Below are 14,700 nucleotides of genomic sequence, written 5' to 3'. Positions count from 1 at the left end.
GTCTTGCCCTCTCTGCAGAGATTCATTTCCTCGACTCTTCGAACGGGATGGGCTCAAGCAATCCCATATCCAGACATGTCTTTATCGATAACCGCTTGATTCCGTTCGTAAATTGGATTTCTATAATCTCTCCTTCAAGTTTCACAATGTTTCCTACCCCAAATGCATGATGCAGCACTTGCCTTCCCTGTACCAAGGCGGTTCTTGATTGGATAGCATTCGGGTTGTACAGCACAGCCGTTGCCTGTCTGGAGTTCCTCGCTTGCCCCTGATCGACCGGCTTCCTAGCAGCAAGCTTCGAAGGATTCTGAATATCCCGCACCTCGGATACAAATGCAGACTCCGTTGCCTTCTCTCCCTCCCTTTGCTGATAAGTCAGCAGCTCAAGACGGGTCTTGGCTCTGGTAATACCGACATAGAACAGACGGGCCGCTTCCTCCATCAGCTCGCTATTCCGATCCCCCGACCGATGTTTAAGATCTTCCTTCGACGGAATGATGCCGTTAACCAAATCGATCATATATACATGCTTGAACTCCAAGCCTTTGGCGCTGTGAAAGGTTGAAAAGGTAACGGCATGCTGACCCTTTTTGGACTTCGAGGACTTCAATAAGGCCTCCAAGTGCTTGAGGCGCTGCGCGAATTCCTCCATCGAATTCAAAGATTCCGCAATCTCCTGCAGCGAGTTCAAGATGCCTAGCAAATATTCCTTCCGGAAGCCCAGCCGCTCGCACATTTTATCGAGTGCTTTATCATAGCCTAGCTTCGTTCTGATGACGTCAATCGCCTCTAAAGGCGGCATGCCCTTCATCTGTTCAAAGATCCATTTGCACTGCGGCAGCTGCTTCAACTGATAGTCCTGCAGCGGGACATAGCTCAGCAAATTATCAAATACAGACTCATTGTTGTGAATCTCCTTTAATGCTGCCATCTGCTGCTTCGTAATATAGCCATTAAATTTCGTATGAATGGCCTCTAAAATATCAGGCCGCCGATCCGTATACGACATCCTCATGAAATTGAGAATATCCTGCACGACCCAATGTGAAAAGAAGCGATTATCTGCATCGCGCATATAAAACGGAATTCCTGCCCGATCAAATTGATTCATTAAATCAAGGGAGGATGAATTGTTCCGATAGAGCACGGCAACCTCACCCAGATTGTCCAGCTTGCGGATTTCCTCGACCAAATACTTCGTTTGCTGCTTATAGTCGGGCAGAGTCTTGATGGAGATCGGCTGTTCCTCATCGTTATGTGTGAACATTATCTTGTCGTAGCGATTTTTATTCCGCTGGATGAACTGATTGGCCGTCTCGACAATATTTTTGGAAGATCGATAATTCTGTTCCATATATAAAATCCGGGCTTCCGGATACACCTGTCCAAATTGAAGCAAATAAGACGGCTCCGCCCCTCGCCAGCTATAAATCGACTGGTCATCGTCCGCTACCACGCATAGGTTGCGATGCTCCATAACGAGCTTCTCGACAATCGCATGCTGTACCAGCGACGTATCTTGACTTTCGTCCGTGAGCATATAATCGTAGCGCCGCTGATATTTACAGAGCAGCCGGGCGTCTTTGCTTAAAATTTCATGGGCCAGCGTCAGCATATCGTCAAAATCGATAAGCAGGCCGTTCGGATGCTCTCGCTTGAATTTCTCATACGCGCTGAGGATTTGATCCGCATGACGTACGCTGCAGGTCACATCGCGCCACTTGCTTTCTGGGATCATTTTATTCTTGATATAGCTAATATAAGTCGTTAGCTCCTCCAATTGATCATCCGTGATATTTTCACCCGTGATTGCTCTAAAAATATCGCGCAATATCAATTTTTTATGCAGGGAGGGAGCCGCTGGGTCACCTGCTTCTCCCGGTTCCATATCATGCGCCGCTCCATGCCCCTCGATAATCTGGAAGGAAGTTCTTTGGGCACGGAAGCACTCTCGCACAATTTCAAAGGCTAGACTATGAATCGTTGAAAAGTCTACGGACGGCAGCTCTGGAAAAAGCCGCTTAAACCGCTCCTTCATATCCCCGGCCGAAGCCCGGCTGAAGGTGATCGCCTTTATTCGTGAAGGCTGCACCCCTTTCTCCTCGATAAGGTAGCCGACCCGCATCAGCAATGTCGTCGTCTTGCCCGAGCCTGGTGCCGCAAGCAACAGCAGCGGGCCTTCCGTATGCAGCACCGCTTGCTGCTGTACTTCATTAAGATGAACAGCGATCTGCTGTTTTTTACGTATGAAAAAGGGATGTTCTCGCTGCATGATGATTCCTTTCAATTTACTCCATTTCTTAGGTGGGACAAATAAGAAGCCGAGCAGTTGTCAGAAACGAATTCTGAATCTGCTCGACTTCACTCATTTATTCATTATATCAGAGCATGGGAAGGTTGCCATCTCAAAATGGAATGGAGAACCTTATTTCCACCACGTATCGAACGGCGTGGCCGGGAGCTCTCGCTTATGCCGCGATACGGCATACCGCTTCTCAATGCTTGCTTGATCCTGCGGAGCAACGGCATTTCCCGTCAAGTATTGATCAAGCACTTCGTAGCTGATTCCAAGCTCGGTTTCGTCTGCCTGCAGAGGCTTGTTGTCCAACAGATCAGCTGTCGGTATTTTCAAATATAAGCGCTCCGAAGCCTTCAGCTCCATAAGGAGCTCGCGCCCCTGCCCCTTCGTCAACCCCGCTAGAGGAAGAACATCCGCCCCTCCGTCGCCGAACTTCGTGAAGAAGCCCGTGATGGATTCAGCGGCATGATCCGTACCTATAACCAGGCAGCCGGTCTCCCCGCCAATGGCATATTGAACGATCATCCGCATGCGCGCTTTAGCGTTGCCCTTATTGAAATCGGATAATTTGAGATTTGTGCTTTGTTCAACCACGTTAGCAAAAGCCAGAACGGGCTCCTGAATATTCACGACGAACTCTTGATCCGCCTGAATGAACGCCATCGCCGCCTCGGCATCGTCTTCATCCTGCTGCACGCCATAAGGCAGGCGTACGGCATAGAAGGTCGCGTCGTAGCCTTCGGCACGCAGCTCCTGAACCGCCAATTGCGCCAGCCGGCCAGCCAGTGTGGAATCCTGTCCTCCGCTGATCCCCAGCACATAGCCTTTTGCACCGGCTTTCTTGCAGTATGCCTTGAGAAAGTCGATCCGGCTGCGAATTTCCGCTTTTACATCAATGCTTGGCTTGACGTGCAATGCTTCCGTAATTTGCTTCTGAGTATTATCTATTGGCATTGAAACTTACTCCCTTCTACCTGTCGAACTAGCTGCCCTGAGTCGATTCATATTCTTCTTCATAAAATTAACATTACCCTTATCGGCCTGAAAAGCCATCACTCCCGAATCAAAACTTCCTCCTAGCCATCCTGATTCGCCATACGCTGCTGAACCTTTTGCTGGGCTTCTTCAATAAGCTTCATTTTATTATCCCAACAGTCTTGACTTAAATTAACAGGATATTCGGCCGGGTTCAATAGACGCTTGTATTCCTCCCACAGCACATGTAAATTATCCGCTGCAAATTGTCTGATTTCTTGAAGAGTTGGAAGCTCATATACCAATTCCCCGTTTTCAAAAATCGTCTGGTGAAGCTCTCTCGCTTCAAAATTCGTGACGAATTTGGCGATATACGTGTGAACGGGATGGAACATTTTAAGACGATCCTCGTTCTGCGGATTTTCGTACTCCAGGGCAATATAATCGCCTTCCGATTTCTGGTTTCCTTTGTTGATAATACGGTAGACCTTTTTACGCCCAGGCGTTGTAATTTTTTCAGGATTCGAGCTGATTTTGATCGTATCTACCATTTTACCATGCTCATCCTCGATCGAAATCAATTTATAAACTGCCCCGAGAGCTGGCTGGTCGTAAGCGGTAATCAGCTTGGTGCCGATGCCCCATACATCGATTTTCGCGCCCTGCGCTTTCAGGTTCATAATCGTATGCTCATCGAGATCGTTCGTGGCGTAAATTTTCGCCTCAGGGAAGCCGGCCTCATCGAGCATTTTGCGGGCTTCCTTCGAGAAATAGGCCAGATCCCCGCTGTCCAGGCGGATGCCCTTGAAGTTGATTCGATCGCCGAACTCCTTGGCTACCTGGATGGCGATAGGTACCCCCGATCTCAGCGTATCATACGTATCCACCAGGAATACACAATCTTTATGGCATTCTGCGTATTTGCGAAAAGCGGTATATTCATCGCGGTAAGCCTGAACCATGGCATGGGCATGCGTACCGACGGTAGGGATGCCAAATAGCTTGCCGGCTCTCACATTCGATGTTGCTTCAAAGCCTGCAATATAAGCGGCCCTCGTGCCCCAAATCGCGGCATCCATCTCCTGGGCGCGGCGGGTGCCGAACTCCATGCTTATCCCGTTCTCGATCACTTGTTTAATCCGCGAGGCTTTACTTGCAATCAGCGTTTGATAGTTGACGATATTCAGTACGGCTGTTTCGATTAACTGCGCTTCCGCTAGCGGAGCTTCGATTTGCATGATCGGTTCATTCGCAAAAACCAGCTCTCCTTCCCTCATCGAACGAACCGTTCCCGTAAAGCGAAGCGTTTCGAGATAGGCTAGATAATCGTCGCCATAGCCCTCCTCTTTTAGATAGGCTAAATCACTCTCTGTAAAACGGAATTCCTTAAGATAGCGGATGACCCGCTCCAGTCCGGCAAAGACGGCATAGCCGTTTTGAAATGGGATTTTGCGAAAATAGACATCGAATACGGCTTTACGATCATGCATTTGATCCCGCCAATAGGCCTCGGCCATATTGATCTGGTATTTATCCGTATGCAGGGCAAGTCCGTCATCCGCATAAGGCGGCTGGGGAAGCTGAATGTTTGTCTGGCTGCTCATTTCTACCTCTCCTCCTTCTGCTGCAGAATCGTCGCGCCGAGCGTTCCTTTGAAATGCCTTAGTGCCCACGCATGCCCTTCCGGGTCAAAGCTCGCCACGGCATCTGCGTGAATAACGAGCTCAAAGCCTTTGTTGTAAGCATCCACTGCCGTATGCAGCACGCATATATCCGTACATACCCCAACCAAATGAAGCTCGGTTATCCCTCTGGCGCGGAGGGCCAGTTCAAGATCCGTGCCCGCAAATGCGCTGTATCGAGTCTTATCCATCCAATACATGTTTTCGTCATTCTTATAGGTCTGGTACACCGCATCTAACGCTCCATACAGCTTCCGTCCAGCTGTTCCTTCGATATTATGCGGAGGAAACAGCTTCGTCTCCGGATGCAGCGTGTCCCCTCGCTTATGCATGTCAATCGCCAGCACCACAAAATCATTCCGTTCAATAAACTCCTTAGTAAGCTCAACCATTCGCTCTTCGATCGCTTGACCCGGTTCGCCGCAAGTCAATGCTCCATCCGCAGCCACAAAATCATACGTATAATCTACATTGATCAACGCTCTTTTCTTGTTGATAATCATCATAAACTCCTCCTTTGTTAACTTAACACTTATCCTCTTGTTAATTAATGTTTTAAAGAAAAACGTCATTCGACGTATTTTCTAAGGAGCCAGACCGCGATTAGCTGTACTTCTAAAAAAATTTACTTTCTGGCATGATAAATCGAGTTATTTACTTCTACCTCTACAAAACGATACAACTGAGTAGGCTTCTTCGATGTGCGCGTTGTTTTCTTCCCTGCGATTTCTTGTATAAAAGGCAAGGTTTTAATTTTGCGGGCAAAGGCAGCGTCCAAAGCGATGGCGGAATCCTCAGTCACGGTAAGCAGCACGGCTTGGAGCTCAGAATACGTAAACTCTGCCGGCAGAAATTCCTTGGCCACCGTCGTCTCCAGAAGCTTGTGCCGGATGACTGCAATCGCATCAGCGATAATTTGTGCATGGTCAAAGGCAAGATCCAGCTTCAGGACATCTTCTACGGAAAAAAGCTCAACCTCGCTCGCATCATCATTGGCTCTGCGATGAGCAAGCTGGTGCTCCGGTACGATGGCATAATGCGCATTGGAGATGATCCAGCCTCGCGGATCACGTCCGGGAGCGTCGTATACGCCATAATGCTGGAGATGAATATGATCTACGCCAGTCTCCTCTTTCAATTCCCGGGCAGCCGACTGGAAGGCCGTCTCGTCCGGGCCGACGAAGCCGCCGGGCAGAGCCCATTTGCCTGCTTCGATATTGGGGCGTCCTTCACTATCGACCATGCTCCGTTTAATAAGCATAATTTGGAGCTCCATGACGGGAGGCTTAAACATTTCGGTTTTCGTTGATCTAATGGTGAATACTGCAATATCTGAGGTGTACCCGTCAGGTGTTCTATATTTCTTAACGTCGTATTGCTGCAATGCCTGTTCATTGGACATGCGGCGGTCAGGCCTCCTCTAAGGCTTTCATTTAACAATTAACGATTTGTTAATTGTATTATATTCATGTTATATCCTTTTGTCAATGTTACGAAAAAATAAAGGCTGGAGCATGTTCGGAAGCTTCCCGGAAGCCCCGATGCATCTCCAGCCCTTTTGCAATTATTTATTTCCCATCCTGCACTGCTTGCGCAGCATGTTCTCCGCTCAGGGGAAGATCACTGGTTCAACGTTTCCTCTCTCCCCTGTGAATGGCCTGCACGTCAGAGCCATAATGACGACCCCATAATCGACTTGTGTATATTTTCAAACCCGTAACGATCTACAAATTTAGCAAAGGGCTCTCTTCTTTTGCCTTGCTGCGAATAGATATCAATGATTTTATCTACAGCATCATATAGTTCCTCAGGTGTCGCCTGTTCCAATATCAAAGTGCCTGCCCTGGCGTCTGCCCCCTTTGATTTACCGCCAATATAAAGATTGTATCCGCCTCTGATCTTCATTACGCCTATATCATGAATTAAAGGCTCCCCGCACCCAATTGGGCAGCCTGTATATGAAGGGCGAAGTGTAAAAGGAACTGGCCTGCCCGCCAATATTTTATTCAGCTCAATCGCTACAGGCATGCCTTCTTCCTCGGCTCCTTTGCAAAAGTTGCAGGTCCTTAAGCTTTTTACAAAGTTTCCAACAGGATAACACGCAAGTCCAACCTGATCGAACTCTTCCTTAAGCATCGCTACCTTGCTTTCCGGCACAGTAATATATAATTGCTGAAAAGTGGTTAATTCTAATTCGTCATTTTCATCCATGTATTTTGTAATGACAGCCAGCTGTTTTGCATTCAATTTTGAACCAAATGCAATGCCTCCATTAATGGCTAACTTAACATTCGAATCCTCCATATCCTCTCTCCTATTCATTTAAGAAGAATTAACGGTACGAACTAATAATACCATACCCCAGGTAGGTATTCAACTGTATATAAATAAAACTGCTGGAGCATTATCCAGCAGCTTTCGTATCTTGCCTATATCTGAAGTAAGCTCTTAATTTCATCTTCATTACTTTCAAAACCAAATACAAGTTAAATATTAGCTAGCCGTGTTTAATATGCTGGAGCGTTTGCAGAAAAATCTGCTCGATATGTTCATCATCCAGGGAATAATATACTGTCTTGCCTTCCTTCCGCCTTTTGACAATCCGCATGTTACGTAGTGTCCTCAGTTGGTGCGAAACGGCCGATTGCCCCATGTCGAGAAGCACCGTGAGATCATGGACACATAATTCATTTTGCAGCAGCGCATCAATAATACGAAGACGAGTTGGGTCACTAAATGCTTTGAACCAGTTGGCCATCTCCGAAGAGGTCTCTTGATCCATGAGAGAAGTGCGAAGGGACTGCAAATCAGCTTCTTCTCCCGGGCAGGCCGCATCATATTTGTTTATTGTTTTAACCGGTTTTTCCATTTTTCAATCACCGCCTATAGGGCCTATTATATATTCTGCGACTAAAAATAGAAACTTGGTTGACATTGGTATTTGATCTTGCATATAATAAAAGTAATCAAACATATGAACGAATGATCATATGTTAATTTATAAAAAAGGAGCAAACAATATGTCTGGACACCACCACGACCACGGTCATGATCATGGACATAGCCATGTTCACACCAATAATAAGAAAACACTGTTTATTTCATTTCTAATCATTACGCTCTATATGATCGTAGAGGCCGTTGGCGGCATTGTTACCAATAGCTTGGCCTTGCTATCCGATGCGGGTCATATGCTATCCGACTCCATTGCTTTAGCCATTGCTTTATTGGCCTTCTGGCTCGGAGAAAAAGCTGTGAATACAGGAAAAACGTACGGTTATAGACGTTTCGAAATTTTAGCTGCCTCCCTTAACGGCATTACGCTGATTGGTATTTCAGTATATATTTTTTATGAAGCGATTCAGCGCTTTAGTCATCCTCCAGAGGTTGCCACAACAGGAATGCTGATTATTAGTATTATCGGTTTACTGATCAACATACTGGTCGCATGGATTATGATGCGCGGAGGCGACACAGAGAACAACTTGAATATGCGCGGCGCTTTTTTACACGTCATCAGCGATATGCTTGGTTCTGTTGGTGCGATTGCTGCTGCTTTATTGATGATCTTCTTCGGATGGAGCTGGGCAGACCCGCTTGCCAGTGTTATAGTAGCAGCGCTTGTTTTGCGCAGCGGTTACTTTGTTACCAAATCGTCTTTACATGTCCTCATGGAGGGTACGCCTCAAAATGTGGATCTGAATGATATTATTAACACCATTCAGCAAGTAGACGGAGTAAAGGGAGTTCACGATGTTCATATTTGGTCCATTACAAGCAGCTTGAATGCTCTTACAGCCCACATCGTTGTCGATGGAGACAAGACCATCTATGAAGCAGAAGCCATTTTACAAAAAATTGAACATATTTTAGAGCATAAAGAGATTAGGCACGTGACCTTGCAAGCTGAATCGGAGAAGCATAATCATGAAAACTCCATTTTTTGTACCACCAAAGCAGATACACCAAATGCACATGCGCATGCACATCCACATTAGAAAACAAAGCAATACGTAAATTGCAGGGGCCGAAGCGGCTCCTGCAATTTACGTTTTTAACCCCGTCATCCAATGCTCCCTATCCCTCACGGGTTAATTTACCTTGATGACAAACGGGTAGGTGTTGACCTGTTCTCCAAATTTGAACTCTGCCCAGAGTTTATAGATGCCTGGCTGATTAAATTTAGTGTTAAAGATCGTGGCATCATCAGAAACCGGGTGAACGTGGATAAACTGCTCTCCATTTTCGTTGAGAATGACGACATGTCCTAGAGCGCCCAGGTAAGGATCCGGCTTCCCGTCTTTACTGACAAAGGTCAACGTCGTGGGGTGATTTGCCACTAGAGAATCGGTCTTTAATTCAACGGTTTTATCGTTAATGGTTTTTTCCAACACAGTATCGACTTGAAGCTGGTTATCCCTATGAGCAGTGTGGCCCTCCCCTACATGCAGTTCGACAGGGCTAACCTGGTAAGCTAAATCCTTAGGGCTAATGTCTACAAAGACTTTGTAAGAATTATTCTTCAGGTCAATCTCCTGTTCAAATACGCCGTCTCCTTGCTCTGTCGGATGGAGATGGTAATAGTCTTTCAAGTCTGCACTCACTACAATGAGATGCATCACCTTCTCATGGCTGACTTCTAATTGCGGTGCTTTATTGTCATTGTCTTTCAAATCAATCGTGATTTTATTTTCCCTGTAGCCGACGTTTACGTTGACCGTACCTGTTCCATTCGTCGAATGATCTGCTTCATGACGGTGTCCGTTTATTTCATCATTCTCATGGGCAGTGTTTTGATCTGTTTCTCCCGAATGCTCTTGGTTGGCCTCAGAATGATCATCGGATACTTCCCCGCCCATCTCGTGATTGTCAGATACAGTACTGGTGCTTGCATAAATGCTGTACCCCCCGATAACAACCCCAAGATACAGGACAGCGGAAAGAGTCCAATATAGGATGGTTTTTTGTTTCATGGCCTATCCCCCCGTTTCTTGTTAAGCTTTCAATTTTATTCGCTGCAATCTTAGGGCATTCAGAACTACGGATACAGAACTAAATGCCATAGCTGCACCGGCAACCCACGGAGCCAAGAAGCCTAGCGCTGCAACCGGAACACCAAGACTGTTATAAGCAAGAGCCCAGAATAGATTTTGCTTAATATTCCGAATTGTCATTTTACTCATGTAAATGGCATCCGCAATACTGTTCAAATCTCCGCGTATAAGCGTAATGTCTGCCGCCTCCATAGCCACATCTGTTCCTGTACCAATGGCCATACCGATGTCTGCTGTGGCTAAAGCAGGAGCATCGTTGATCCCGTCACCTACCATAGCTACCTTCTTCCCGGCCTTCTGAAGCTTTTTCACTTCTTCTGCCTTTCCTTCCGGCAGAACTTCCGCGATCACATGGTCGATCCCGACCTGATGAGCAATGGCCTTGGCTGTCTGCGTATTGTCGCCTGTAATCATGACCACATCCAGCCCTAATTTTTTCAGGCGGGCGATAGCCTCCTTAGAGGTTTCCTTCACTGTATCCGCCACAGCTACAATTCCGGCAAATTCGTTGTCTATCGCGACTAGCATTGCCGTTTTCCCTTGCTTCTCCATGGCCTCCATTTGAGCTAAATGATCTGAGACTGCAATGTTGTTTTTCTTCATCAGCTTACGTGTTCCAATGAACAGCTCTTTTCCATCAACCCTAGATTGAATGCCAAATCCCGGGATAGCTTCAAAGCTTTCGGAAGACCCCAACGGTATGCCTTTCTCTTTGATCCCCTCGACAATAGCCTCGGCAAGCGGATGCTCGGAGTTTTTTTCGGCTGCTCCCACAAGCCGCAAGAACTCCGACTCATCTTGATTGTTGGCCAGGATTACGTCGGTCAGCGTTGGTTTTCCGTTGGTAACTGTTCCTGTTTTATCTAAGATAATAGTATCAATGCGATGCGTTGTCTCCAGGTGCTCGCCGCCCTTGAATAAGATTCCGTACTCTGCAGCACGGCCTGAGCCAGCCATAATGGACGTTGGAGTGGCTAAACCTAAGGCACACGGACAAGCAATAACCAGGACAGCAATGAACTTCTCTAAGGATTCAGCGAAATTGCCGGGCGTTGCAAAGAAATACCAAATCAAGAAAGTAACAACGGCTATACCTACGACAATCGGTACAAAAATCCCGGAAATTGTATCTGCAAGACGTTGAATCGGAGCTTTTGAACCTTGAGCTTCTTCCACTACTTTTATAATTTGCGCCAAAGCTGTATCTTTCCCAACCTTGGTTGCTTCGATTTTGAGAAATCCATTTTTGTTGATGGTTGAACCGATGACAATGTCGCCAATTGTTTTATCCACAGGTATACTTTCACCCGTGATCATCGATTCATCTAGGGCAGAGCGGCCTTCGGTAATAATGCCGTCTACAGGAACCTTCTCGCCTGGTTTTACATAAACGATATCTCCGGTCAGCACTTCTTCAATCGGAATGCTTATTTCTTGGCCATCTCTTAGCACCATGGCAGTTTTGGCTTGGAGCCCCATTAATTTCTTGATGGCTTCAGACGATCGTCCTTTAGCTTTGGCTTCAAATAATTTCCCTAAGATGATCAAAGTGATGAGCACGGCACTTGTTTCATAATAGAGCTCCACCATATGGGTGTTCGATCCGATGGAAGCAAAGCTCAAATATAGACTGTAAAAATAAGCCGCAGACGTGCCGAGAGCCACCAGTACATCCATGTTGGCACTTTTATTTCTTAAGGCTTTATAGGCACCGATATAAAATTGTCCCCCCACTATAAACTGTACAGGTGTGGCAAGTGCTAATTGCACCCAAGGATTCATAAACATATCTGGCAGCCATATGAAGGAAGTAAACTCAAAATGGCTTACCATAGCCCATAGAAGCGGGAAGGCCAGAATCGCCGAAAAGATAAACTTTCCTTTTTGCTGCTGGATTTCTCGTTCTTTATGATCACCTTTCTCAGCATTCTCTTCTTTTAGAATGAGCGAATACCCCAGCTTCTTGATGGCATCCTTCATATCTGCAGTAGTTACTTCATCGGGATTGTATTCTACAAGGACTGTTTCGACAGCAAAGTTTACGGCAGCCTTGTTAACGCCATCTAATTTATTTAATCGTTTCTCTATTTTGGCTGCGCATGCTGCGCAGGTCATACCAGATATGTCAAACTCCACTTTTTCAGTTACTATTTTGTACCCCAAAGACTCCACTTTTTGTTGAAACTTATTCACGTCCGTCTTACTTGGATCAAATTTAATCTTTGTTTTTTCAAGTGCGAAATTTACGTTTGCTTCTTCTACGCCTTCCAGCTTTTTAAGACCTTTTTCAATTTTTATCGCACAAGCCGCGCAGGTCATGCCGGAAATCTGAAGATTAATCTCTTTAGTATCGCTCATGTTTTTCACTCCTCCATTCCATTTATTCCATACCATGGCGGGGTATATAAAATTTCAAAAACAAATCGTGCTATCAAAGCACGATTTGTTTTTTGAATTCTTATTTTGCACAGTTTTCATATTTACAGTGCTAATGGCAAGGGAATCCTCAGGCAGACTCTCCATCTACTTCGTATCCCTGCTCTTCAATCACATCGGTAATTTCCTTTAGAGAAACCGCGCTGGGATCAAAAGATAGTTGAACTGTACCCTCGTTCAAATCTACTTTCACGGATCCTACACCATTCATTTTTCCAACATTACCTTCGATGGAGTTTATGCAATGTCCACAGGACATCCCTTTAACATTTAGTGTTTTTTGTTCCATTTTCTTATTCCCTCCGAATGATTTAATTTGTATTACACTTACATATTACTATACCATAGTAGGGTATACAAGAGGGTTTTAAAATTTATTTTGTAATTTTGGATACGGTCTTTAGGAACTCTTCGGCTATCATAGGATCCTCTTGCTTTAAGCGAGGTATGACACAGGTATTAATATGACTTTCTAACAATACCCTCGATACCGATTCCAAGGCTTTTTGACCTGCAGAAATTTGATGCAATATATCATCACAATAAGTTTTCCTCACCATCATATTTTTTATTCCTTTGATTTGACCTTCAATGCGATTCATCCTTTTGATCAGATTATCCTGCAAGCCTTCCGGATAGACTACACTTCCCTCGCTGGGAGGCAGCAGCCTTCATCGGATATCATTTGCATGCTGTTCAATTTATAGTACCCCCTTTCGGTATCAATTAAACCTTGTTGCCTATCTGCCATCCAACGATCAATCCTAAATAAAATTTCCGGATATAAAGAAAGAAATTATATTTAACATACCCATACCAGGTATTGAAAAGTAAAAACGAAAACCAGTAAAAATTTTACTGGCTTCATAATCAGGATTTTGTGAAGCGCTCAAAAACTTCCATTAATTCCTCGATTGCTTCTGCTTCGTTCCCGCTTTTTATAGCATCTACCACGCAATGATGTGTATGTCTTTCTAACAGGTTAAGGCTGACCTTCTTCAAAGCAGCGTTTATAGCCGAAATTTGAATAAGGATATCTGTGCAATATCGATCCGTTTCAACCATGTTTTGAATGCCTCTTACTTGTCCTTCAATTCGTTTTAGACGATTGATGATTTGTTCCTTTTCTTTTAAAGTTCTCGGATGAGAGACTTTCCTTTCTTCACCGATATGATCCATTCTATTTGCTCCTTGTTTGTTTTATCCTGACCTTATATTCATCATAGTTATATGGTAACACAAAATACTCACAGGAGGTATATAGCTTATATCTCCTTAGGATGTACCCATCCAGAGTTTTTATAACTGTAATGGCCCCGCTCTTACCGCAATAAAACAAGGAGCAGAGGACTATTTCACATGCAATTGAGCCTGTTATACAGCAGGCATTTTATTGAATGCAATCATCATAGAAGATTTTGCTGAATGGTTCAACCACTAATCTTTAGTTTGAGCCGTAATTTTTACATCTAATCTATAGTCACGATCGCCTCGCCCCCTCACATCTTTATCAACTATCCCAGGTGAAAATGGTTTTACATATGCATTAGATGTGTAACTCAACGACATGCTTATTCTTCCGTATTACCGGGGGTCCCTATTTAAAAACGCAAAATATGTAGATAGCTAACCGTTTTATTGGCAGGAGCATCAATTTGCTCGACTCGGGTACACGCCTTTCACGACAAACTGGCGAATTGGATGATCTATGAGGCAGAGCAGTGACTCATGCCAATCGTTGCGGAAATGAAGAAGCAGTTATTGCAGCAAGAGGTTCTGCATGCAGACGAGACGACGATGCTGGTGTTGCGCAAACCAAGGAAATCAGCGGAGGGCACATCCTCGTAATTTCTTTACGGGCTTTAAAGGTTATCTGCACGTTGATGGTTATCCAGGCTAACATAAGGTGAAGAATGTTACCCTTGTAGTATGCTTGGCGCATGCACGTAAGTATAACGAAGCTCTAAAAGTATCATTAGATGCCAAAGGAAATCCAAATACTATAGCTACTCAGGGACTTTCATTCTGTAACCAGCTATTCGCCATCAAAAAGGGACAAAGAAGTGACGCCGGATGAGCGACATAAAACGCGTTAAGAGCAAAGCTGCCAATTGACTACTTTATAGGATCTATTTGAAGTTACTCGTGGCTGTGTTCGCCCACCCCGCTAGGGACTTCCACCATAGAGATGATGGCCACACTGGGCGTCCAACACAAAAAACCATCATCCCGTTGGATGATGGTTTTAACTCAC

Annotated in this window: 15 protein-coding genes; 3 read left to right on the top strand and 12 right to left on the bottom strand. The window is 45.2% G+C overall.

Annotated features, from left to right (window positions below; all coding sequences use genetic code 11):
- Window positions 1-22: 22 nt before the first annotated feature.
- The 7 genes from ACE3MQ_RS16865 to ACE3MQ_RS16835 form a co-directional block, all read right to left on the bottom strand.
- Window positions 23-2,272 carry an ATP-dependent helicase gene (locus ACE3MQ_RS16865; RefSeq protein WP_379394697.1) on the bottom strand — a complete coding sequence of 750 codons (2,250 nt, stop codon included), beginning with the start codon at window positions 2,270-2,272 and terminating at the stop codon, window positions 23-25.
- Window positions 2,273-2,425: 153 nt separating this feature from the next.
- Window positions 2,426-3,253 carry an ammonia-dependent NAD(+) synthetase gene (nadE, locus tag ACE3MQ_RS16860; protein WP_379394695.1) on the bottom strand — a complete coding sequence of 276 codons (828 nt, stop codon included), beginning with the start codon at window positions 3,251-3,253 and terminating at the stop codon, window positions 2,426-2,428.
- 122 nt (window positions 3,254-3,375) lie between these two features.
- A complete protein-coding gene (locus tag ACE3MQ_RS16855; RefSeq protein ID WP_379394693.1) occupies window positions 3,376-4,878 on the bottom strand; it encodes a nicotinate phosphoribosyltransferase in 1,503 nt (500 codons plus the stop codon).
- 2 nt (window positions 4,879-4,880) lie between these two features.
- On the bottom strand, window positions 4,881-5,462 hold the full coding sequence (locus ACE3MQ_RS16850; RefSeq protein ID WP_379394691.1) for a cysteine hydrolase family protein: 582 nt from the start codon (window positions 5,460-5,462) through the stop codon (window positions 4,881-4,883).
- A gap of 119 nt (window positions 5,463-5,581) precedes the next feature.
- Window positions 5,582-6,358 (bottom strand): NUDIX hydrolase, encoded by a 777-nt coding sequence (locus ACE3MQ_RS16845; protein WP_379394689.1) that lies wholly within the window; start codon window positions 6,356-6,358, stop codon window positions 5,582-5,584.
- A gap of 263 nt (window positions 6,359-6,621) precedes the next feature.
- Window positions 6,622-7,260 (bottom strand): nitrite reductase, encoded by a 639-nt coding sequence (locus tag ACE3MQ_RS16840; protein WP_379394687.1) that lies wholly within the window; start codon window positions 7,258-7,260, stop codon window positions 6,622-6,624.
- A gap of 193 nt (window positions 7,261-7,453) precedes the next feature.
- A complete protein-coding gene (locus tag ACE3MQ_RS16835) occupies window positions 7,454-7,825 on the bottom strand; it encodes an ArsR/SmtB family transcription factor (RefSeq protein ID WP_379394685.1) in 372 nt (123 codons plus the stop codon).
- Between the two features lie 151 nt (window positions 7,826-7,976).
- Here ACE3MQ_RS16835 and ACE3MQ_RS16830 point away from each other — a divergent pair, with 151 nt between their 5' ends.
- The gene (locus tag ACE3MQ_RS16830) at window positions 7,977-8,954 is read left to right on the top strand and encodes a cation diffusion facilitator family transporter (RefSeq protein WP_379394683.1); all 978 of its coding nucleotides are present in this window, start codon (window positions 7,977-7,979) and stop codon (window positions 8,952-8,954) included.
- A 93-nt stretch (window positions 8,955-9,047) separates the two neighbouring features.
- On the opposite strand, the gene ACE3MQ_RS16825 is transcribed toward ACE3MQ_RS16830, so the two are convergent.
- The 5 genes from ACE3MQ_RS16825 to ACE3MQ_RS16805 form a co-directional block, all read right to left on the bottom strand.
- Complete coding sequence (locus ACE3MQ_RS16825; RefSeq protein WP_379394681.1) at window positions 9,048-9,929, bottom strand: hypothetical protein; 882 nt, start codon at window positions 9,927-9,929, stop codon at window positions 9,048-9,050.
- A gap of 21 nt (window positions 9,930-9,950) precedes the next feature.
- Window positions 9,951-12,368: a heavy metal translocating P-type ATPase gene (locus ACE3MQ_RS16820; RefSeq protein WP_379394679.1), complete on the bottom strand. Its 2,418-nt coding sequence runs from the start codon at window positions 12,366-12,368 to the stop codon at window positions 9,951-9,953.
- Between the two features lie 148 nt (window positions 12,369-12,516).
- Window positions 12,517-12,735: a copper chaperone CopZ gene (gene copZ / locus ACE3MQ_RS16815; protein ID WP_379394677.1), complete on the bottom strand. Its 219-nt coding sequence runs from the start codon at window positions 12,733-12,735 to the stop codon at window positions 12,517-12,519.
- An 85-nt stretch (window positions 12,736-12,820) separates the two neighbouring features.
- Complete coding sequence (locus tag ACE3MQ_RS16810) at window positions 12,821-13,006, bottom strand: metal-sensing transcriptional repressor (protein WP_379395100.1); 186 nt, start codon at window positions 13,004-13,006, stop codon at window positions 12,821-12,823.
- A 310-nt stretch (window positions 13,007-13,316) separates the two neighbouring features.
- Window positions 13,317-13,625: a metal-sensing transcriptional repressor gene (locus ACE3MQ_RS16805; RefSeq protein ID WP_379394675.1), complete on the bottom strand. Its 309-nt coding sequence runs from the start codon at window positions 13,623-13,625 to the stop codon at window positions 13,317-13,319.
- A 549-nt stretch (window positions 13,626-14,174) separates the two neighbouring features.
- On the opposite strand from ACE3MQ_RS16805, the gene ACE3MQ_RS16800 reads away from it, so the two are divergent.
- Window positions 14,175-14,294 carry an IS66 family transposase gene (locus ACE3MQ_RS16800; RefSeq protein ID WP_379394673.1) on the top strand — a complete coding sequence of 40 codons (120 nt, stop codon included), beginning with the start codon at window positions 14,175-14,177 and terminating at the stop codon, window positions 14,292-14,294.
- 58 nt (window positions 14,295-14,352) lie between these two features.
- On the top strand, window positions 14,353-14,523 hold the full coding sequence (locus ACE3MQ_RS16795) for a hypothetical protein (protein WP_379394671.1): 171 nt from the start codon (window positions 14,353-14,355) through the stop codon (window positions 14,521-14,523).
- Window positions 14,524-14,700: the final 177 nt, after the last annotated feature.

The sequence above is a fragment of the Paenibacillus lentus genome (assembly GCF_042714055.1).
Taxonomy (GTDB): domain Bacteria; phylum Bacillota; class Bacilli; order Paenibacillales; family Paenibacillaceae; genus Fontibacillus; species Fontibacillus lentus_A.
The sequence above is the reverse complement of the archived record's forward strand: the minus strand, read 5'-3'. Positions and strand labels throughout refer to the sequence as shown.